Raw genomic sequence first — 21,723 nt, forward strand, 5'->3', positions numbered from 1 at the left:
ATGAAAAAATATATAGCTTTTCTTTTCCTGGGAATATTCGCTTTTGGATGTTCAGATCTGGAAGAACATCCTGTAGGAACTATACGTCCTGAAAATTTCTTCAATAATACAGATGATCTGCAAGCTGCTGTAAACGGAGCTTTTGCCAACATTGCACACAATAATTATTGGGGAAGAGAATTTACAATAGCACTAATGTTGCGCGATGATATGGCCGATATTGGCGACAGAACCACTCAGGCGGCACGTATCGATGTAAATGATATGAATATGAATGATACTAACGCGCTTGTAGCCAACTTTTGGCCACAATCCTATATCATCATTGGCGCAGCAAATCAGGCCATAGCAGGTGCTAAAAAAACTCCGGGAGATCCAGCAAAAGTAAACGCAATTGTAGCGCAGGCTTATTTTGCAAGAGCTTTTACTTACTATCATTTGGTTCGCATTTTTGGAGATGTTCCTTATATTGATTTTCCTGTAAACGAAGTTTCTCAGGTGGATAAATTAAGCCGAACAAAAGAGTCTGAAATTTATCCCAAAATCATCGCCGATTTAGAATTTGCCAAACAATGGCTTGAGGACAAACCAAAAGTAAAAGCCGTTCCCGGAAAAGGTACAGCTGCGGGTTATTTAGCATCCGTTTATCTGACTTTGGGAAATTACCAAAAAGCGTATGATGAATCGAAATATGTAATTGCAAACGAAGCAAAATTTGGTTTAGGTTTAGATGCTGATTTTCAGGATTTATTTAATGCTACAAAAGCAGCGGCTCTAAAAGAACCTTTGTTTACAATCGACTTTAACAATTTAGTCTCAGGAAATTACGGCCAGGATTATACGGCATTTTTTACAGGATCCTTAAAAGATGACAGCTATAGTTACGGGCAAGGATTCTCAGTAGCAGTTCCTTCACTAAAAGTATTTAATACCTGGGATCAGAGAGATTACAGAAGAGCGGTAAGTTTTGATACGATTATCAGAAAGAAAACCGGTCCGGGCGGAGCCTTACAAATTTATCCTTCGAGCGATAACGAAAAAGCGCCACGTCCGCATATTGCAAAATATTACCGTTTTCCAGGAAAAGCTGGTGCTAACGGAAGAACATCCCAACACAACTATATCACTATGCGTTTTGCCGAAGTATTGCTAACTGCTGCCGAAGCCTTAAACGAAATTACCCCTGGGACTACAGAAGCTGATGGTTATATAAACCGAGTGCGTGCCAGAGCCCGAAACAAGGCCGGAAAACTGGTTTCTTTTCCCGCTAATGTAACACCGGGATTATCTCAGGCCGATTTTAGAAAAATGGTCATTGAGGAAAGAAGACTGGAATTCGCTTTTGAATACATCAGATGGTATGACATCAAAAGACTCAAAAACGGTCCTGAAGTTTTTGGTCCGAATGGTTTAGAGCCACACGCCAATTTTAATCCGGCAAAAGATTATTTATTCCCGTTACCGGGAACTGAGTTGGCGATCAATCCTAATTTAAAACCAAATAATCCCGGGTATTAAAAAGTCTGTTACAGATTAAAGGATTAAAAATGATTGTTTTACGCAGATTCTGCAGATTTTGGCAGATTTAATTTAAAATAAGAATCTGCCGCATCTGCTTAATTTTTTTTTAAAATCTGCGTCAAATAAAAAATTATTACACATTCCTATGTGCATCTTAAATAAGTAAAATACCTTTTTAAACTGCTAAAAACTATGTTTCTATGTGTTTAAAATTATGCCCAACGAAATTTAGATTCCGTTAAAAACAATAATAAGTATGAATAAAGTTAGTAATTTTGCTTTAATCCTGGGGTTTGCATTGCTGGTAACAGCGTGCAAATCAAGGATTAATTCCCCAACAAAAAATACCTCTGCAGCAGCAGATAATCTTCTGGAAACGCGATACAAAATGTTACTCGCTTATCGGGTTGATTCTATGTCGATGCCAAGAAGTATGAACATCAAAACAAATGAGATCAAAAAAGTTCCATCAAGAGACTGGACAAGCGGATTCTTTGCCGGAAATCTTTGGCAGTTGTACCGCTTAACAGGCAACTCTGAATATAAAAAACAAGCCGAAAAATGGACGCCTTTCAGCAAAAAAGAAAGCGTAAACAGAAATTCTCATGATGTAGGTTTCAAAGTATATTGCGCCTATGGAGAAGCATTAAAAGTAGAAAACAAACAAGAATACAAAGACGTCATCATCAAAGGAGCTGAAACTCTATGTACTCGTTTTGATGCAAAAGTTGGCGCAATCCGTTCTTGGGATTTCAATAAGGAAATTTGGGATTATCCTGTAATTATCGATAACATGATGAATCTCGAATTGCTTTTTGAAGCCACAAAACTATCCGGTAATAAAAAGTATCAGGATATTGCGATTCAGCACGCCAATACAACGCTCAAAAATCAATTTAGAAACGATAATAGCTGCTACCATGTTATTGATTACAATCCAACAACAGGAGCTCTTAGAAAGAAAACTACCCTTCAGGGATATAATGACCATTCGGTTTGGGCACGCGGGCAAGGCTGGGCGGTTTACGGATTTACCATGTCGTACCGATACACCAAAGATCCTGCATACCTAAAACAAGCTGAAGCTACCGCAAAGTTTTTTATGACAGATAAAAACCTACCGGAAGACGGAATTCCGTATTGGGATTTTCGAGATCCTGCTATTCCAAATTCGGCGCGTGATGTTTCTGCTGCAACCGTTATGGCTTCTGCTTTATATGAATTATACGGCTACACTAAAAACAACAGTTATTTGGCTTTCGCCGATAAAATAATCGCAACTCTACATTCGGATAAATACATTTTAGATCCAAAGATAAATGCGCCTTTTATATTTGATCACAGCACCGGAAACTGGCCAAAACACGACGAAATCGACGAACCAATAATCTATGCCGACTATTATTTTTTGGAAGCATTACTAAGAAGAAAGTAGCAAAGGTACAGAGTTGCAAAGGGACAAAGGTTTTTAGCCTATGAGCCTCTGTCTCTTTGAACCTTTGAACCTCAAAAAAAGCTTTATAATTTATGAACAACCCATCAAACCACTACAATACATTTTATACTTTTGCACTTTTTGTTTTTTTTCAAATTTGTCTGAGCAGCAGTTTTGCTCAGACAAAAATGAATATCAATGAGAATTGGCAATATCTGGAAAATCATACGCCAAGTCTTAGCGAAGCACAAAAAGCGACCAACTGGACTACTTTAAATTTACCCCATACCTGGAATGCCGAAGATGCGACTGATCTTAATCCGGGTTACAGGCGCGATGCAAGCTGGTATCAAAAAAAGCTAAACATTCCGCAAATAGATCAAAATAAGCGTTATTATCTCTATTTTGAAGGATCGAATGTAACCACAAAAGTATATGTAAACGGTAAAGAAGCCGGCGGACATATTGGCGGCTACATTGGCTTTACCATTGATATTAACAATTTTATCAAAGAAGGAAACAACGACATTTTTGTTAGGGTGGATAACAGTTATGATATTGAAGTTATCCCGTCTCAAAAAAGTGATTTCTTTATTTATGGCGGAATAACCCGCGATGTCTGGTTATTGTCTAAATACAAAAATCATATTGAGAATCTAAAAATTACAACACCAGAAGTTTCGACAAAAAAAGCGTCTTTAAACATTGTGGCTTCTACTGTAAATCCTGGAAATGCAAAAGATTTATCGTTGACGGTAATTCTTAAAAATCCAAAAGGGAAAAAGATTGCCAGTAAAACAATTCCGGTTTCGGATAAAACAACAACCATTAAATTTGAGAATCTAAAGAATCCTGAATTATGGGATACAGAGAAACCCAATTTATATAAAGTCACTGCTTTTTTATCAGAGAAAAATCAAGTTAGAGACAGCATAAACCAGAAAGTAGGTTTTAGATGGTTCGAATTTAAAGATCATGGTCCGTTTTACCTTAACGGAAAACGATTACTGATTCGTGGTACGCATCGTCATGAAGAGCAAGCTGGAGTCGGTGCTGCAATGAGCAACGAGCAACATCGCGCTGATATGGAATCGATTAAAAAAATGGGAGCTAATTTTGTTCGTTTGGCACATTATCCGCAAGATCCTGAAGTTTATGAGGCCTGCGATGAACTGGGTTTATTGGTTTGGGATGAATTGCCTTGGTGTCGCGGCGGAATTGGCGGTGAACTTTGGCAAACGAATACCAAAAATATGCTGGCCGAAATCATCAATCAAAATTACAATCACCCAAGTATTATTATCTGGTCTTTGGGTAACGAAATGAATTGGCTGCCTGATTTTCCTGACGGAGATAATACCGAAAAAACAAATGTATTCCTGACAGAACTCAACGACATCGCTCATAAAATGGATCCAACGCGAAAAACGGCCATTAGAAAATATTATGAAGGTTCGCAAATTGTAGATGTCTTCTCCCCTTCGATCTGGTCAGGATGGTATTCGGGAAGTTATAAAAACTACCAAAAAGCAATTGACCTTTACAAAAAAGAATACAAGCATTTTATTCACGCCGAATATGGTGGGGACAGTCACGTTGGTCGTCATAGCGAAAACCCAATTACAGGCGAAAACATTATAAAATCTGAAGGCTGGGAAGAAGCTATTGTACAAACCAAAGTGGCCAATATTGCACAAATTGGCGATTGGAGTGAGAACTATATCGTTGATTTATTCGACTGGCACTTGCATATATCCGAGAATGACCCAACGTTCGTGGGTAACGTTCAATGGGCATTTAAGGATTTTGCAACGCCGTTAAGACCAGAAGATGATATTCCATACATGAATCAAAAAGGATTGGTAGACCGTAACGGAAATCCAAAAGATGCTTATTATGTTTTTAAAAGTTACTGGAGCAATGAACCTTTTACCTACATCGAATCGCATACCTGGACAGAACGCCAAGGTCCTGAAAATACGCCAAGAACGTTGAGTGTTTTTAGTAACTGCGACAAGGTTACTTTATTTCATCAGGGAAAATCATTGGGACAAAAACAAAGAAACCTTTCGCTTTATCCCGCAAATGGCTTAACTTGGGATGTGAATTTTGTAAAAGGCGAAAACATCCTGATTGCTATTGGAGAAACAAAAGACGCAAAAAAAGTTTCGGACACGATCAAAGTAAATTATCGTTTCAATAAAAATGACACGGCAACTTCTTTACAATTATCATCAGAAAAATTAAAAAATGGCAATTATCTGGTAACGGCAATTGCAATTGATAATAACAATTTACGTTGTTTAGATTATGAGGAAAGCGTTTATTTTCAGTGTTTGAAAGGTGGAAAAACCCTGAGAAATCAGGGAACTCCAACCGGAAGCGAATCGATAAAAATGGCTAACGGAAAAGCTTCTATCCAAGTGGTTCCTGATGGATCAGGTATTCCGATTGAAATGACGGCTTTGAATCAGAGTTTTAAAGGGGAATATTTGAAGATTGCGAATTAATAATTGGTTTAATGGTTTAGTCGCAAAGTTGCAGAGGCGCAAAATAATAAAGATCAACAACTATGAAAAATACAATCTTCTACGCAATTGCTTTAGCACTTACCAGTCTTGCAACCAATGCACAAGTAACCTTAAATGCTGATGGTCCTGAGGGACTTAGCACCTGCGAATTAATTACAAAAGCATTAGCGCCCGGAACAACAAACGGTGCCGTAGAAGCTCCAGATGCTATTCATCCCAGTTTTGGGCGTCATATTACGGAGGTTTATGATAATGATCTGAAGAAATACGTTTTCGAGTTTAATTTACACGTTTCCAATACGCCTCCGGACAATGAACCTGTAAAAGGTAAAACGGACAGGCAGCGTGTTGAAATAAAGTCATTCGAACCTTCTCCTGATAATTTAAAGGGAACAACTAGCGAAACGGTGCAATACAAATGGCGTTTTAAAATACCTACAGGTTTTAAACCTACTAAGGATTTTACCCATATTCACCAGATTAAAGCAGTCGATGGCGATGCGGGCAATCCTTTGTTTACTTTGACTTTAAGGAAAATGACAAATGGTTCGAACAAACTAGAACTTATTTATGTAAAGGACGAAGCCACAAAAATGATAAAATTTCAAACGGTAAATATGTCTCTGTTTGAAGGAAACTGGGTTGAAGCGACAGAAACTATTAAAGTTGCTTTAAAAGGAACTTATGCCATAACTATAAAAAAAGTAAGCGACGGAACTGTTTTAATGAATTACAGCAATCCCAATATTCAAACGATTCGAACTGATAATTCTTTCATTAGACCTAAATGGGGAATGTATCGCAGTTTGAAAGATATCGCTAATATGAAAGATGAAACAATGCGATTCTCTGATTTTTCCATACGAGAATTAACTACTTCTTCTGGAAAAGACAAGTAGTGACCAAGAATATAAAATGATCAAAATAAATACAAGAATGAAAAAACTAATTACCTTAATACTAATAACAACTGCTTTTATCGGGCAGGCGCAAAATTTAATTTCAAATGTTCCTAATCGAAATACAACATCCTTAAACGGTGTTTGGAATTATATCATCGATCCTTATCAAACGGGATTTTACAGCTTTCACCTCGATCAATACGATAAACAGGCAAAACCATCAAATGGTGCTTTTTTTAATAATTACCATGCTGCAAACAAACAGGAATTGGTAGAATATGATTTTGATAAATCGGCAAAAATCAATATTCCGGGAGATTGGAATTCGCAGGTTCCGGAACTTAAATATTATGAAGGAAACGTGTGGTTCAAGAAATCTTTCGATTATGATTTAAAAGAGAAAAAACGTCTTTTTGTTTATTTTGGAGCGATTAATTATAAAGCCGATGTTTATTTGAACGGAAAAAAATTGGGCACTCATGAAGGCGGTTTTACGCCATTTAATTATGAGGTAACTTCGATAATAAAACCAAAAGATAATTATTTGGTGGTAAAAGTCGATAATACACGCCATAAAGAAGATGTTCCTACGGTTAATACCGACTGGTGGAATTATGGCGGAATCACGCGCGATGTTACTTTAATCGAAGAGAATGAATCGTTTATTGAAGATTATAATATTCAGTTAAAAAAAGGAAATGCAGCTTTGATTTCTGGTTTTGTGAAAATCAACAATTTCAATGCGGCACAAAACCAAGTGGCGATTTCGATTCCGGAATTAAAAATCAATTATAAAGCAAAAGTGGGGGCTAACGGAATTGTAAATTTTGAAATTCCTGCTAAGAAAATCTCTTACTGGTCGCCTGAAAATCCAAAATTGTATGATGTCGTAATTGATTTTAACGGACAAAAACTGAAAGATAATATTGGTTTTAGAACCATTGAAACTCAGCAAGACAAAATTTTATTAAACGGAAAACAACTCTTTTTGCGCGGAATATCCATTCATGAAGAAAATGCAAAAGGCGGACGTGCCAATTCTGAACAAGATGCTTTACGTTTATTAAACTGGGCTCAGGAATTGGGTTGCAACTATGTCCGTCTGGCACATTATCCGCATAACGAAAACATTATCAGACTTGCCGATAAACTTGGATTAATGGTTTGGGAAGAAATTCCCGTATACTGGACGGTGGAATTTACCAACGAAAAAACATATAAAAATGCTCAAGATCAATTGACAGCGGCCATTACCAGAGATAAAAACAGAGCCAGTATTATTATTTGGTCGATGGCCAATGAAACCCCTATTTCTGATGCCAGAAATACGTTTCTGAAAAATTTGGTGGTACATACAAAATCACTGGATAATACAAGATTAATCAGTGCTGCATTATTAACCCATAATGTAAAAGGTGTTGGAATGATCGATGATGAAATTGGTAAATCTCTTGATATTATTGCTTTCAACCAATATCTGGGCTGGTATGGCGGAAATTTAGAAAATGCTGAAAAGACCTTTTGGGACACGCCATACAACAAACCTGTAATTGTTTCTGAATTTGGTGGAGATGCCAAAGCTGGTTTTCACGGAGAAAAAAACGAACGCTGGACAGAGGAATATCAGGAATATTTATACATTCAGAATTTGAAGATGATCGAAAAAATACCTCATCTTAGCGGATTAAGCCCATGGATTCTGGTAGATTTCAGATCTCCAAAAAGATTGCTTCCGGGAATTCAGGACGGATATAATCGTAAAGGTTTAATTTCGAATGACGGTGAAAAGAAGAAAGCTTTTTATATCATGCAGAATTGGTACGCCAAAAAGAAAGATGAATAATAAAAATTAAGAACTATTATCAATTCATTAACAAAAAACAAACTGTAATGATATGATTTTTATTCATTATTAACTTACTTTGTAGTTATTCTAAAAATTGTAATCTATGAAAAAATTAAGTTTAATGGTAGTTACTTTGTTTGCTGCCTTTACAGTTCAAGCTCAGGAAGTAGTAAAATTTGCTCCGCTTGATGCAAGTCCGGTTGATATTTCTTATTTCCCAAACAAGGCAGTTAAATTCAAAAAAACTGATAATCCGAATCCTGTAGTAAAAGTTACTTACGCAAGACCTTCTGCAAAAGGACGTACAATTTTTGGTGATGTTGTAAAGTTTGGTGAAGTTTGGAGAGTTGGTGCAAACGAAAACACAGAAATCAAATTCTATAAACCAGTAACAATTGGTGGTAAAAAAATTGCAGCGGGTACTTATAGTTTATTTGCTATTCCTGAAAAAGACAAATGGACCATCATCATTAATAAAGAACTTGATTTATGGGGAGGTTATGCTTATGAAGAAAGTAAAGATGTTGTGAGAGTTTCGGTTCCTGTAAAACCAGTATCTGAAGTAATCGAAGCATTATCAATTGCTTTTACAAGTAAAGATTCTCTAGCAAATCTGGTAATTGGCTGGGATAAAACAACTGTTGAATTGCCTATTACGGTTAAATAATCCTTTACAATTGAAACAAAATATAAAGAGACACTAAATAAAAAATAGTGTCTCTTTTTTTGTTTAATATAATGGTTAAGTATATAATACAAATAAACCTAAAACAAACGTTATGAAAAATCAGTACATTTTAGGGATTTTATTTAGAGATAATTAGGCCGTTGCCACAGATGATTCTAATATTTTATCAAGTGTAATTGGCAAATCTCTAACACGTACTCCTGTTGCATTAAATACTGCATTGGCAATTGCCGGAGCCATTCCTACCAAAGCGGTTTCTCCAAGTCCTTTTGTTCCCATTGGGTTACTGATTGGATCTTTTTTATTGACAAAAAACACTTCCTGCTTTTCAATATCAGCGTTTACGGGAACATGATAATCGGCAAAATTATTGTTTATCGGACGGCCAAATCGGTGATCGATTTCCAGGGATTCCATCAATCCCATTCCGATTCCACCAACTGCTCCGCCATACATTTGCCCTGCCGAAGTTTTCTGGTTGATTACAGTTCCAATATCAGCGCAGGAAACCACATGTGCCAATCTGATTTTTCCAAGGTTGGGATTTATCAATACTTTTACAAAATGTACAGAGAAAGAGTAAATCGAATATTTTTTGGCTTCTTCTGAAGCTTTCGATTCATTCTCTACTACTAATTCTGCTAGTTTATTCGAGTTCAATACCGAAGCTAAAGAAACACTTTTTGAACTGTCTTTTTTTGAAGTTACTAAGCCATTAACAAAGGCCAGATCAGCAATTGGTATATTCTTTAATAGCTCTGATTTACTAGCCAGTTCAATAGCTTTGGTGATTAATAACTGACAAGAATCATTAACCGCTGATCCAACTGACGAAGTCGTTGCTGAACCTCCTTGGGTTGGTCCTTTTGCAAGACCGCTTTTTCCCATTTCGACCATAACATTTTCACTTGGCATTCCCATTACATCTGCACCAATTGCAGTCATCATAGTGGCTGTTCCGGGCCCCATATCGTTTACGCTGCATTGTAAAACTAAAGTACCATTGGTTAAAAATTTAGCTTTCACTGAAGTTGGACTTCTATAACAGCCAAAAGTTCCTGTTCCCATTCCGTAACCAACAAGCCATTCGCCTTCACGAACAGATCCGGGTTTGTTCTTACGGTTTTTCCAGCCAATGCGTTCCATACCGCCTTCGTAGCATTCCAGAAGATATTTGCTGCTCCAGGGTTTGTTTTGTTCAAGATCTTTTTCGGCATAATTGAGTTTACGAAATTCAATTGGGTCCATATCTAATTTGTGGGCCAATTCGTCCATAGCACTTTCTAACGCAAAAGAACCTGTTGCTTCTCCCGGACCACGCATCCAGATTGGTGTGCATGTGTCAAGAGGAACAATACGGTATCGGGTTGAAACATTGGCACAATTATAAATAAATCGGGACATGTTTACAGTGCCTTCCATAAAATCTTCATAACTCGAAGTCATTGCCACGGCTTCATGGGTTAATCCTGTTAGTTTGCCTTCTTTGGTTGCACCCAGACCCATTTTCTGAATCGTATAAGGTCGAAACCCTACATTGGTAAACATTTGTTCTCTATGCAATACTAGTTTTACAGGGCGGTTTATTTTTTTAGCGCCAATAAGGGCTGCAATTTCATAAGGCCAGGTGTGTAACCCCATCCCGAAAGCACCTCCCAGATATTCTGAATTTACAGATACATCTGCGGCAGGAATCCCAAATACATCTCCCACACTTCTGCGGGTTCCTTCTACACCCTGACTTTTGGTATAAAGTGTAGGTTTATTTCCGTCCCATTTGGCAATGATATTAGCCAGTTCCATTGGGTTATGGACTTCGGTTGGTATGGTATATTCTTCTTCTAAAATTACCTCTGCATTTTTATAGCCGTCCTCAACGCCACGGTGATAATCTTTTGCACGTTCCGGAGTTTTTCCTTTATCTTTTACTTTTTCAAGTTCTGTCGAGTGGTCTTCTTTTAGATAATCCGCTTTGACCAGACTGGCAGCATATTGCATACGCTCGAAGGTATCTGCAATTACCAAAGCAATGGGCTGATCATAATAACGAACAGAATCATCCTTGAAAATCTGAAGTGGCTGACCTAAATTATCACGTTTTTTGGGTTGTTCGTATCCAACTGGTTTATCGACATTAAGATGTGTAATAACAGCCAAAACTCCCGGAGCCCATTCGGCTTTTTTTGTATCGATGGTTTTAATTCTTCCTTTGGCAATCGTACTTCCTACCAGGCACGCATAAGCCACACCCGGAGTTTTATACTCGGCTGAATATGTGGCTGAACCTGTTACTTTAGCAAATCCGTCAACTCTGTTTATATTACTTGTCTTGCTCATAATTCAAATTATTTAGATGCCGCTATTGTTAATGCTTCAGTAATGGCGTTTGGTCCAAGTGTTAGTTTAAAATCATTATCACCGTAACTTCTTGCGCCATGCATAGCCAAATCAGCTGCTTGCCTGAATGTGGTTTGAGAAACTGTTTTTCCTTTCAAAAATTCTTCTGCTTCTGTAAGTCGCCATGGCTTATGTGCCACTCCTCCCATTGCAAGCCTTGCATCCTTAATTGTATTATTTTGAATATCTAAACCTACGGCAACAGATATTAATGCAAAAGCATAACTGGTTCTGTCGCGAACTTTTAGATAATGACTGTTCTTTGAAAAATTATTATCCGGAATTTCGATTGAAGTTATGATTTCTTTATTTTCAAGTGTATTGTCTTTTTCGGGCATATTGCCTGGAAGTCTATGAAAATCAGTGAACTTAATTTCTCTTTTCCCTTTAGGACCTTCAACAAAAACAGTAGCATCTAAGGCTGCAAGGGCCACACACATATCACTGGGATGCACTGCAATGCAACTATCCGAAGCACCAAAAATCGCATGCATTCTATTGGATCCGCCAATGGCGCCGCACCCACTTTTAGGAGTACGTTTATTGCAGGGCATATCGGTATTATAAAAATACGAACAACGCGTACGCTGTAACATATTTCCTCCTACACTGGCCATATGCCTGATTTGTTGCGATGCACCGGCAGCTAATGCCAAAGCCAGTAAAGGGTATTTTTCCTGTATTACTTTATCTTCGGCAACCTGACTGTTTTTGGCCATTGCGCCAATTGAAACTTTTCCTGTCAGGAATTGTATTTGTTTTAAATCGATTGCATTAATATCAATAAGCTTGTCAGGAGCAACAATATTTTTCTTCATCAAATCGACAAGATTGGTTCCTCCGGCAATAAACATGGCTGAGTTTTCTTTGGCAAGAGTAGTTACTGCTGATTTTGATGATAATGCTCTTATGATCTGAAAGTTTTTCATAATGGCTTCCCTCCTTCCTTAACTTCTGTAATGGCATCGACAATATTATGATAAGCTCCACATCTGCAAATATTTCCGCTCATATATTCCCTTATTTCTTCTCTGCTGTTGGCATGACCTTCTTTGATACAGGCTATACCTGACATAATTTGTCCGGGAGTGCAATAGCCACATTGAAAACCATCATTTTTAATGAAAGCTTCCTGCATGGGATGTAGTTTTTTTCCTTTTGAAAGTCCTTCGATAGTGGTTACCTGAGCATTTTGCTGCATGGATGCCAATGAAAGGCAAGAAAGTATTCTGGTGCCATTTACATGAACGGTACAAGCCCCGCACTGTCCATGATCGCAGCCTTTCTTGGTTCCGGTAAGTAACAATTGTTCTCGTAATAAATCAAGCAGCGTGGTTCTGGGCTCAACATTTATATTGTGCTTTACGCCATTTACTTCAAGTGATAAGGGAACGGTCTCTAAATATTCTGCGATTTTTTCATCCCATTTATTATCAGAAGCCATCACCAATGAAGGCGGAGTCAAAGCAAGCGCAGTAAATAAGCCTGATTTTTTTATAAAATCACGTCGGGAAGAACTGGATTCTTCTTCTACTGCTTTGTTAGTAATTGTTTTTTTGGCAGCCATGAATACTGTTTTTAAATTAGTAAAATCTAATGTTACTCCTAACAAATTTAAGAATCCTATGTGACAAAAAATTACAAAATTCACATAAACACCATTTTAAATACAATTTAGAATCATTAAAAAAATTAGATTTTAATTACTAAATTGTATTTTTACTTTATTAAGAATTTAAAAATGTCCCTACAGCAACCCATTTACCTCGATAATAACGCTACAACTCCACTTGATAAACGTGTACTTAATGCCATGCTTCCTTATTTTACTGATTCCTATGCGAATGCGAGCAGTGCTCATTTAGCAGGATTGAACATAAATGAAGCTGTCCAAGAGGCTGCCTGGCAAGTTGCAAACCTAATTGGGGCAACTCCGGAAGAAATCATTTTTACGTCGGGCGCAACAGAATCAATCAACCTGGCTATAAAAGGGCTCGTAAATCAAAACAAGAAACATATTGTTACGGTTAGTACAGAACATAAAGCTGTTTTGGATACTTGTCAATTTATGGAAAGTATTGGTTTTGAGCTCACATATTTACCCGCGACTTTTGATGGTATTTTAGATCTTCAGCTTTTAAATGACTCTATTACTAATCAAACTTTAGTGGTTATTGTAATGATGGTCAATAATGAAATTGGTGTAATTCAGCATATTGATGCAATAGCAGAAATCGTTCACTCTAAAAATTCTCTTTTTATGTGCGATGCCACCCAGGCTGTTGGAAAAATGGCTGTTGATGTACAAAAATCAGGGATTGATCTTTTGGCTCTTTCGGCACATAAATTTTACGGACCAAAGGGTGTAGGCGCTTTATATCTTTCCGCGCAAGCGAAAATAAAATTAGCTCCCCAAATACACGGCGGAGGGCAACAACGAAAATTACGCAGCGGAACGCTAAATATTCCTGGAATTATTGGTTTGGGAAAAGTTTGTGAAATTGCCCAAGAGGAAATGAAAACAGATCAGGAAAGAATAAAAAATCTTAGGGATCAGCTAGAAAAATCTTTACTACAAATTGAAGGATCGTTTGTAAACGGAAACACCACCAACAGAATATATAATACGTCGAATATTTGCTTTCCGGGAGTGAATTCTGAAAGTCTGATTCTGGCTTTGCAAAATATTTCGGTTTCTAATGGTTCGTCCTGCTCTGCTGTTACTTCTGAACCTTCGCATGTGTTAAAGGCTTTGGGGTTATCTGATGAAAATGCTTTGAATTCGATTCGTTTTAGTTTAGGAAAATTTACCACTGAAGAAGAAATTTTGGTAGTGATTAAGAGGATTTGTGATTTGGTAGGACAGCTGAGATCTTAGTTTTTCTTCACTGTTAAGATGATTTTTTTTAGTCGCTAAAGCGCTAAGATTCTGAAACGGAATTATATTTTGGAAATTTTCCTGAAAACTCAAATTGTTACTTTATCAGACTAAGATTAAACTATCCTTGTGTACCCTATCTCAATCCTTTATTGTTTTTTTTTACTCTGAATCTTTGTTCCTTTGCCTCTTTGAACCTTTAAACCTCCTTAAGAAATAAGCTCATTATAATCCTCTATGGTATCGATATCTATATTTCCTTTTTCAAAAGGAACTGCAATGGTATCTTCTAAGAATCTATTGATTATTTTTTTTGCGCCTTCCTGGCCTTTTAGTTGTAGTAATTCGTTGAAATATTTTTTAGCGAAAAGTACTGGGGTTCCTAAAGTTTCTGAGTATGTACAGGCTACAATTCCTTTTTGTGTTTTTTGATGTTCGCTTATCAGATTCTCAAACACTATACTTGTAAGATAGGGCTGATCACAAACTGCTAAAATTACTTTTTTGATATCAGGATTTAGGCCTAGCAATTCTTTTAAACCTTTTACAATAGAAGACGACATACCCAATTCCCAATCAGAGTTAAAAATTGTTTTTATTTTGGGACCTATAATTTCTTTTTGGATCAATTCGTGATTCGATCCTGTCACGACTATAATTGTAGTATTTGGTATCTGAGAAGCTTGGAAAATTGTGTTTTTTAAAAGAGAAGTATTTTTATACCAAAGCAATTGTTTGGGTTGTCCCAATCTTGAGGAGCTTCCGGCTGCTAAAACAACAATTCCTGTTAGCTCATTCATATCACACAAATTCTATTGGTTGGAGTATGTATTTTTTCTGTTTTATATTTTAATGAAATACCTTGCTTACCGCTCATCACTGCTTTAATTTCTGCCAGGATCGATAAGGCTATTTCTTCTGATGTTTCTGCTCCCAAATCAAGTCCTATTGGGCCGTAAATGGTGTTTAGTTTTTCGTCAGTCAATTCTATGCCTTCGTTATTTAAATCATCGAGCATACGATTGAGTTTTGTTTTTGGACCCAAAATTCCAATATAATTACAATTGGTTTTTACCAGAAGTTTTAAAACTGCCAAATCATATCTATAATTGTGGGTGATCAGGACAAAATAAGTCTGTTGATCGATAATTATATTCTTTAATAATTGTTCGGGTTTTACAACTAAAATCTCTTTGGCTTGGGGAAATCTCTTTTTTGTAGCATGTGTGGCTCGGCCTTCGCCAATGGTAATTTCCCAACCTAATAACGAAGTCATTTTTACCAATGGCTGAACGTCATTTCCTGCTCCAACAATAATAAGAGAAACGGGAGGATTTATATAATCTGCCAAAAGCTCATTCTGCTGCTCATCGTGAAGTTTTTTTATCAATGTTGTTTTGGTATTCAATGCCTGTTTTACATCTTCCAGAATATCAGACATACTATCACTTCTGTAGATTGGGGCTTCATTTTCCCTGTAAAACAATATGGTTCCTTGCTGAGTCGCTTGTCTTTTTAATGAAAAAACGGTTGCTATGACAGCATCTTTTCTTTCCAGTTCTAATTGCTGCAAAAGCTTAATTGGATTATTCCCGACCTCATCATCAATATATTCAAAAAGGATATGCACAATTCCGTTGCAACCTAATTGCAAACCTACTTCGCTATCATCTTCATTACTTGTATTATAAGTAATTAATTTGTTTTGTTGCTGATGGATTGAAAGAAGCGCTTTTCGCAATGCATCGCCTTCTAAACAGCCTCCGCTAATGGCGCCTGTAAGCAAGCCATCCTCGGTAACGAGCATTCGTGCTCCGGGCTGACGGTAAGATGAACCCTCGACCTTTACCACAGTGGCAAGTGCTGTCTTTTTTCCGGTAGCTTTTGCCTGGGAATGTGCTTTTAGAATCTCGCTTATTTCCTTCATATTAATAAATCGTGCTTAACAAAAATAGCTAATTATTTTTTTGCCGAAGATCTAAATCTCTTAAAGTATTAATTCAAAAAAAAATATTTTTAACCATGATATTTAAATCGATATGATTCCCATAACCATAGCTGTTTTTACCGCTTCGGTAGTATTGGCTACTTTCATTTTTTCGATAATATTTTGCCTGTGGCGCCGTACGGTATAAACCGAAATATTGAGTTGTGTTGCAATTTGTGTGCTGTTGCTTCCTTTTGCTACAAGTGTCAGGATTTCGAGTTCTCTTTTGGAGAGCAGGGTTCGCTGGTAATGTTTGTATTTTTCGATCGCAATAACCTCACCGGTTTCAATGTTTACTATTTTAGGGTCGATTCCTAAACGGGGTTGGGTATCTGCCGATGGCGCGTAAAGACACAATGCCAGCCACACACTTCCATTACTAAAGCTTTTTAGATAAATGGTTCTGTGATTGATATAGGCACAATTCTCCAGTATATTTTGAGTACGAATACGGCTCGATGTACTGTATTTATGACTCTCCTGATAAGGCAGTGTTTTTAGATATTGAAAATAATTGAGTTCCAAAACATGACGCTCGATTAAATCGTCAGGATGAATTTTGGTAAAAATACATTCTTCGAAGGCAGAATCGATCACGGAGTTTTCTGCCGGTAAACCAAATACTTTGCCGAAATTACCGGCATAAATATAACTGCAATCAGCTTGAAAATCAGATAAAACGGCCACGCATTGATCCAGGCTTACATATCCTGCTACTAATTTTTTGAAGGTTTCTATATCATTGCATTCTTCTATCGAAAATGTTTGTTCTAATAAAGTGGCTGATAATTGACTCTCGACGGATACATTTGACATAAACAGGATTAAAAATGGTTAATTTTACGTATTGTGGCTTCTGGAAAGCAATGGTATTTTTGATAAACTAAAATATAATTTTTCTATTTAAAAAAAGCACTTTATGAAATCAAAATTTTATGTTTTCTGCGTTTTATCCGGTTTAACTTTATTATCGGCCTGCGGAAACAATAACCAAAAAGAAGTATCAGAAGTAACTTCAAAAAACAGCCAAAAAACAGATTCTGCCTTTGTAAACGGCAGTCCTTGCGATATTAAACTTGCTAATATTCATTTTACAAAATCCATTAATGGGGCTGATACTTTGGCAAGAGCCGATACAAATGGCAAAGTAATTTTCCGCGCAGGTGAAAAGAAAGATTATTTTTCTGATCCCAATGGCGAATTATCCAACAATAGTGCTCCTATTTTGCTATCGAGAGTCGATAATACAAAACCTTTTACTTTAATTGCTAAGGTAACCCCTGAGTTTACAGAGAAAGGATTGTACAATGCAGGTGTTTTATATATTTATGTCAATGATAATTTCTACCAAAAATTTTGTTTCGAGCAAGACGAACGCGGCAATCATCGTGTGGTAACGGTACGTACCATTGGCACTTCGGACGATAATAATCATGATGTTGTCCAGAATCCAACGATTTATATGAAAATATCATCTGACACCCGTACGGTGGCTAGTTATTATTCTTTGGATAAGAAAAACTGGCAAATGGTTCGTTTGTACAAAAACAATTATCCTAAAACAATCTGGATGGGAATCAGTACACAATGTCCTGTCGATAAAGGAACACAAAGTATTTTTGAAGACATTAGCCTGGATCAAAAAAGTGTGTCAGATTTTAGAATGGGGAATTAATTGAACCAAAACCTACTGTTTATTAACACCTTAAAAATCAATTATTTTTTGTATTTGTATGATTTATATAATCAAGTTTTGTATTTTTATCTGTAGCAAAATAAATAATATTTAACTTAAATAAAACTACATGGGAAAATTTGTAATTACTAAAAGAACCAATGGTGAATTCCAATTTAATTTAAAGGCAGGTAATGGCCAGACTATTTTAACCAGCGAAGGTTATACGACAAAGGCAGCTTGCTTAAACGGAATTGAATCTGTGAAAACCAATTCCAAGGATGATTCTAAATTTGATAAGCTGGAATCTAAAAGCGGAAAACCGTACTTCAATTTAAAAGCCAGCAACGGTCAAATCATTGGATCGAGCGAAATGTATGAAAGTACAAGCGCCAGAGATAACGGAATTGCATCTGTCAAAACAAATGCGTCCGAGGCAACTACAGATGATCAAACAGTATAATAATAGATTTTATAATTATAGAAAAAACGGGGTTATACTGCCCCGTTTTTTGTTTTTAGATTTGTCCAAATCTGTCTTTATAACGACATAATTCTTCTTCTGTTTTAAGTAGTAATTTTTCTAAAAGCTTTATTTTATCTTCATAAAGCACCTTAAGAGCAGCACTATTGTCTGAATTAATTTGAATACTTCCGTTATTGTTTCCTCTAACTTTATTGACATTATTAAAATATCTCTGACTGTCAAAACTAATAACATCCTCTACACTAACTTCGAGAATACGGGCAATTTCGACCAATTTTACATAGGAAAGAATCGTTTTTCCTTTTTCAATTTTACTATAACCTGCCTGTGTAACTCCTAGTTGATCCGCCATATATTCCTGGGTATAATTTTTTAATTCTCTAATGCTTTTGATTTTATTTTTTATCGAAGTGGTCATAATTTTATTTGGGGTATTTTGTATAGCTAAAACTGACCGGTATTAAACTTTTAGTAGTACAGCTATACTATTAGGTTTAATTTCATACTACCACAATAGTAGGTTAGTGTAATAGTGTGTTTTCATTTTTTTTTAGTGGTAATAATAAAACCATATAAAATAGCCGCAGCCATCAAAACTAAATCGTAAGGGGAAATTCCTGATAATAACATGGCTTAATTTTATAGGTTGTTTTTTGTTTTCTGTAATAATCGATTAAAATTCAGAGTTAAGAAATGATCGATCTGTTTTCCTATTACAGAACGATCCATACCATTGATTTTTACTTTGGTTTCTTTTTTATAGATATCTTTGACAATGACATAATATTCAAATTCAATGTCGTTGTGAAATCTCAAAATAATAAGAATTGTATATACCAGTAAGGTAGGCCCTAAATAATACAACTCAGATAAATTAGAGAAAACCATGCAATAATACGCTAAGGCTGTTACTGCAATAAAAGCGCAATTTTCAAGAAGGTAAGTCTTCTTTTTTTTGAGTAAACCAAGTTCTACAATCTCATTATAGCTGTATTGCCACTGATTTGATCCATACTGAAATTGAACTAGGTCATGAGTAAGTGTAAAGAACATAATAATTGGGGGGATTATTTAAAAAAAATTATGCATTTTATTGTAGTAAAGAATTAATAGAAACGGTTAAAACAACGATTTCATTTAATTATTTTAAAACAATATTCATCTTCGCAATATTACGCATTATCTCGTTTTTTTTTCCTACAAACCCTCTTATAGAATATAACTAAAAGTTGTAATTAAATCCAAAATGTAAATTTTTACTTCCAATTAGTTCCCCGCCCTTTACTATTTAGTTTATGAAAACATTTTTCTACTACACCTGTTTTTTAGAATCATACAAAAAAAATAAGGACTATTTCTATCGAAAGAAATAGCCCTTACTGACCAAAATTAATATATAAAATTATTTAATTGCTTTTATGCCCAAATGAGTTGGAATTACTTCTTTAATAGTCCCATCCTGATTAAACTCCAGTTTATCGATGCAAACCTCACGATGAAATCCGCCAGCATCTCCCATTTTTATTCCTGTTGGATATGAAAATCGATGATACACAATATACCACTGGTCTTTGTTTGGAACTTGCAAAACCGAATTATGTCCCGTTGCATAGATTCCCTGACCAGGATTTCCTTGTATGACAATATTATTCTTAGGAATTTCTATTGGCCCTAAAGGCGATTTAGAAACTCCATATCTTACTTTATAATTTGGGCTTCTGGTATCGTCCTCGCTCCACAAGAAATAATATTGTCCGTTTCTGTAAATAACATACGTTCCTTCTCTATATGTATTGTCTACTTTAATGACTTTTGTAGTTCCTTCTTTAAGCGAAATCATATCGGCATTCAATTCAGCAACGGCCATATATCCATTACCCCAGTAGAGATAACTTTTACCTGTTTTAGGATCTGTAAAAACATCCGGATCGATTTCCTGACCGCCTTTGATACCTTCGGGTCTTGTGCTTATCAGAGCTTTTCCGCTGTCTTTAAAAGGTCCAGTAGGATTCTCTGAGAAAGCTACGCCCACTTTTTGAGCCGCTGTAAAATAATAGAAATATTGGTATTTTCCTTTGATCTTTTTCTCGACAATACAAGGTGCCCAGGCGTTTCTGTTGGCCCAGCTTACATCTTTTCTAAGATCTACAATAATTCCTTCGTCTCTCCAGTCGGTTAAATTATCTGATGAAAAGGTTTTAAAATAATTTCCTGACCAGCCATCGAATCCGTCGCTGGTTGGGTAGATATAATATTTCTTAGTTTTGTTTGAATATAAAATCTCAGGATCAGCATAATACCCTTCAAGAACCGGATTATTATTTATTTTTGGAAATTTTTCCGGCATTCCCCATTTGGCAATAAGTTTTTTCAACTCAGAGCGGGTAATAGGTAAAATAGTTCCGTGACGTGGATTAAAATCCATCGAAATATCATTGTCAATTACTGTAAAGTTCTCCAGGTCTTTGGTTTTGGTAAACTGATATTTTCCTTTGGTATATACATCATACATCAGGATATAATCATCAGAATTGTTGAGTTTGAAAACGCTTGACCCCTCAACCCCATCATTAGTTTGTTGCAGATAATTGTCGTTTTCAATCCATTTCCCTGAAGTTAGATCTGTTGTTGTGGCCACTTTTATTCCGGCCTTTCCGCCTTCGGTTTTATAGAAAAGATGGTATACGCCATCTTTTTCGATAATATCTCCGTCAATAGAAGCTCTCTGTGATTTTGGTACAAATAACAATTTTGGAGCGCTTTCCAGAGCCGTGAAATCTTTATTGGCATAAGCGTAATAAATTTTATCGGGACCTCCTGCATATTGCAGACTGAAGTAAATCATATATTTTCCTGCTTTAGCATCGTAAATGGTTTGTGGCGCCCAAACACGTTTCAGGTTTTCATTTCCAGGAAAAGTAGTTTGAATATTTACAACATTGCTTTCCCATTTTACCAGATCAGTACTTTTAAGCAAAATCATCGCGCGGTTACTGTCCCAGCCTTTAGACGAAGTCATATCGGTCAAGACCATATAAAATGTTTTACCATCATCGCCACGCAAAATATGCGGATCACGAACACCTCCTGTTGAACTAATCACTTTACTGTCGATCACCGGTTTGTTATTATTTAAATGATAATAATGATACCCATCGGCACTTATGGCGTATCGTACTGCTTCTTCTTCTACAGAATTTCCTGTAAAGTACACAAACAAGTAAGCTGTTAAATCTTTATCAGCAATTACAGGCGGAGTTCCTTTTGGAGTATTCTGGGCTTGTAAGAAATTCAAAATCACTAAAAATAATACAAGGCTAAAATGTGTTTTTTTCATTATCTATTCTGTTTATGGTTTTTCAACTTTTAAAAAATA

General features: G+C 36.2%; 18 protein-coding genes. 9 read left to right on the forward strand and 9 right to left on the reverse strand.

The annotated features are described in order from the left end of the window. The 6 genes from IRZ78_RS09105 to IRZ78_RS09130 all read left to right on the forward strand — a co-directional run bounded on the left by IRZ78_RS09105 (window position 1) and on the right by IRZ78_RS09130 (window position 8,902). Window positions 1-1,518 carry a RagB/SusD family nutrient uptake outer membrane protein gene (locus IRZ78_RS09105; protein WP_194616222.1) on the forward strand — a complete coding sequence of 506 codons (1,518 nt, stop codon included), beginning with the start codon at window positions 1-3 and terminating at the stop codon, window positions 1,516-1,518. Between the two features lie 259 nt (window positions 1,519-1,777). Beyond that, a complete protein-coding gene (locus tag IRZ78_RS09110) occupies window positions 1,778-2,956 on the forward strand; it encodes a glycoside hydrolase family 88 protein (RefSeq protein WP_194616223.1) in 1,179 nt (392 codons plus the stop codon). A gap of 92 nt (window positions 2,957-3,048) precedes the next feature. Continuing rightward, a complete protein-coding gene (locus tag IRZ78_RS09115; RefSeq protein ID WP_194616224.1) occupies window positions 3,049-5,466 on the forward strand; it encodes a glycoside hydrolase family 2 TIM barrel-domain containing protein in 2,418 nt (805 codons plus the stop codon). Between the two features lie 62 nt (window positions 5,467-5,528). After that, entirely contained in the window at window positions 5,529-6,386 is an 858-nt protein-coding gene (locus IRZ78_RS09120; protein WP_194616225.1) for a heparin lyase I family protein, read from the forward strand. A gap of 37 nt (window positions 6,387-6,423) precedes the next feature. Then, window positions 6,424-8,232: a glycoside hydrolase family 2 TIM barrel-domain containing protein gene (locus IRZ78_RS09125; RefSeq protein ID WP_194616226.1), complete on the forward strand. Its 1,809-nt coding sequence runs from the start codon at window positions 6,424-6,426 to the stop codon at window positions 8,230-8,232. 106 nt (window positions 8,233-8,338) lie between these two features. Then, entirely contained in the window at window positions 8,339-8,902 is a 564-nt protein-coding gene (locus tag IRZ78_RS09130; protein WP_194616227.1) for a DUF2911 domain-containing protein, read from the forward strand. Between the two features lie 153 nt (window positions 8,903-9,055). On the opposite strand, the gene IRZ78_RS09135 is transcribed toward IRZ78_RS09130, so the two are convergent. From IRZ78_RS09135 to IRZ78_RS09145, 3 genes are read right to left on the reverse strand one after another with little or no spacing between them, the layout of a single operon-like run. Continuing rightward, the gene (locus tag IRZ78_RS09135; protein WP_194616228.1) at window positions 9,056-11,260 is read right to left on the reverse strand and encodes a xanthine dehydrogenase family protein molybdopterin-binding subunit; all 2,205 of its coding nucleotides are present in this window, start codon (window positions 11,258-11,260) and stop codon (window positions 9,056-9,058) included. Window positions 11,261-11,268: 8 nt separating this feature from the next. Continuing rightward, on the reverse strand, window positions 11,269-12,249 hold the full coding sequence (locus tag IRZ78_RS09140) for a xanthine dehydrogenase family protein subunit M (protein WP_194616229.1): 981 nt from the start codon (window positions 12,247-12,249) through the stop codon (window positions 11,269-11,271). Next, the gene (locus IRZ78_RS09145) at window positions 12,246-12,887 is read right to left on the reverse strand and encodes a 2Fe-2S iron-sulfur cluster-binding protein (protein ID WP_194616230.1); all 642 of its coding nucleotides are present in this window, start codon (window positions 12,885-12,887) and stop codon (window positions 12,246-12,248) included. The genes IRZ78_RS09140 and IRZ78_RS09145 overlap by 4 nt, the downstream gene beginning before the upstream one ends. A gap of 174 nt (window positions 12,888-13,061) precedes the next feature. On the opposite strand from IRZ78_RS09145, the gene IRZ78_RS09150 reads away from it, so the two are divergent. Continuing rightward, window positions 13,062-14,198, forward strand: coding sequence for a cysteine desulfurase family protein (locus IRZ78_RS09150; protein WP_194616231.1), 1,137 nt, complete (start codon window positions 13,062-13,064; stop codon window positions 14,196-14,198). A gap of 209 nt (window positions 14,199-14,407) precedes the next feature. Here IRZ78_RS09150 and IRZ78_RS09155 read toward each other — a convergent pair whose 3' ends face one another. The 3 genes from IRZ78_RS09155 to IRZ78_RS09165 all read right to left on the reverse strand — a co-directional run bounded on the left by IRZ78_RS09155 (window position 14,408) and on the right by IRZ78_RS09165 (window position 17,001). Further along, entirely contained in the window at window positions 14,408-14,998 is a 591-nt protein-coding gene (locus IRZ78_RS09155; protein WP_194616232.1) for a nucleotidyltransferase family protein, read from the reverse strand. Beyond that, window positions 14,995-16,125, reverse strand: coding sequence for an XdhC/CoxI family protein (locus IRZ78_RS09160; RefSeq protein WP_194616233.1), 1,131 nt, complete (start codon window positions 16,123-16,125; stop codon window positions 14,995-14,997). The genes IRZ78_RS09155 and IRZ78_RS09160 overlap by 4 nt, the downstream gene beginning before the upstream one ends. Window positions 16,126-16,227: 102 nt before the next feature. Continuing rightward, window positions 16,228-17,001, reverse strand: a complete 774-nt coding sequence (locus IRZ78_RS09165; RefSeq protein ID WP_194616234.1) for a LuxR C-terminal-related transcriptional regulator — start codon at window positions 16,999-17,001, stop codon at window positions 16,228-16,230. Between the two features lie 103 nt (window positions 17,002-17,104). On the opposite strand from IRZ78_RS09165, the gene IRZ78_RS09170 reads away from it, so the two are divergent. Together IRZ78_RS09170 and IRZ78_RS09175 are read left to right on the forward strand one after the other, a co-directional pair. Beyond that, window positions 17,105-17,860: a DUF1349 domain-containing protein gene (locus IRZ78_RS09170; RefSeq protein WP_194616235.1), complete on the forward strand. Its 756-nt coding sequence runs from the start codon at window positions 17,105-17,107 to the stop codon at window positions 17,858-17,860. A gap of 130 nt (window positions 17,861-17,990) precedes the next feature. After that, window positions 17,991-18,323, forward strand: a complete 333-nt coding sequence (locus IRZ78_RS09175) for a YegP family protein (protein ID WP_194616236.1) — start codon at window positions 17,991-17,993, stop codon at window positions 18,321-18,323. Window positions 18,324-18,378: 55 nt separating this feature from the next. On the opposite strand, the gene IRZ78_RS09180 is transcribed toward IRZ78_RS09175, so the two are convergent. The 3 genes from IRZ78_RS09180 to IRZ78_RS09190 all read right to left on the reverse strand — a co-directional run bounded on the left by IRZ78_RS09180 (window position 18,379) and on the right by IRZ78_RS09190 (window position 21,684). Beyond that, window positions 18,379-18,765, reverse strand: coding sequence for a helix-turn-helix transcriptional regulator (locus IRZ78_RS09180; protein ID WP_194616237.1), 387 nt, complete (start codon window positions 18,763-18,765; stop codon window positions 18,379-18,381). A gap of 221 nt (window positions 18,766-18,986) precedes the next feature. Next, window positions 18,987-19,400: a hypothetical protein gene (locus IRZ78_RS09185; RefSeq protein WP_194616238.1), complete on the reverse strand. Its 414-nt coding sequence runs from the start codon at window positions 19,398-19,400 to the stop codon at window positions 18,987-18,989. 349 nt (window positions 19,401-19,749) lie between these two features. Beyond that, window positions 19,750-21,684, reverse strand: coding sequence for a family 43 glycosylhydrolase (locus IRZ78_RS09190; protein ID WP_194616239.1), 1,935 nt, complete (start codon window positions 21,682-21,684; stop codon window positions 19,750-19,752). Between the last annotated feature and the right edge of the window lie 39 nt (window positions 21,685-21,723).

The organism is Flavobacterium sp. CSZ, from assembly GCF_015350725.1.
GTDB lineage: Bacteria > Bacteroidota > Bacteroidia > Flavobacteriales > Flavobacteriaceae > Flavobacterium.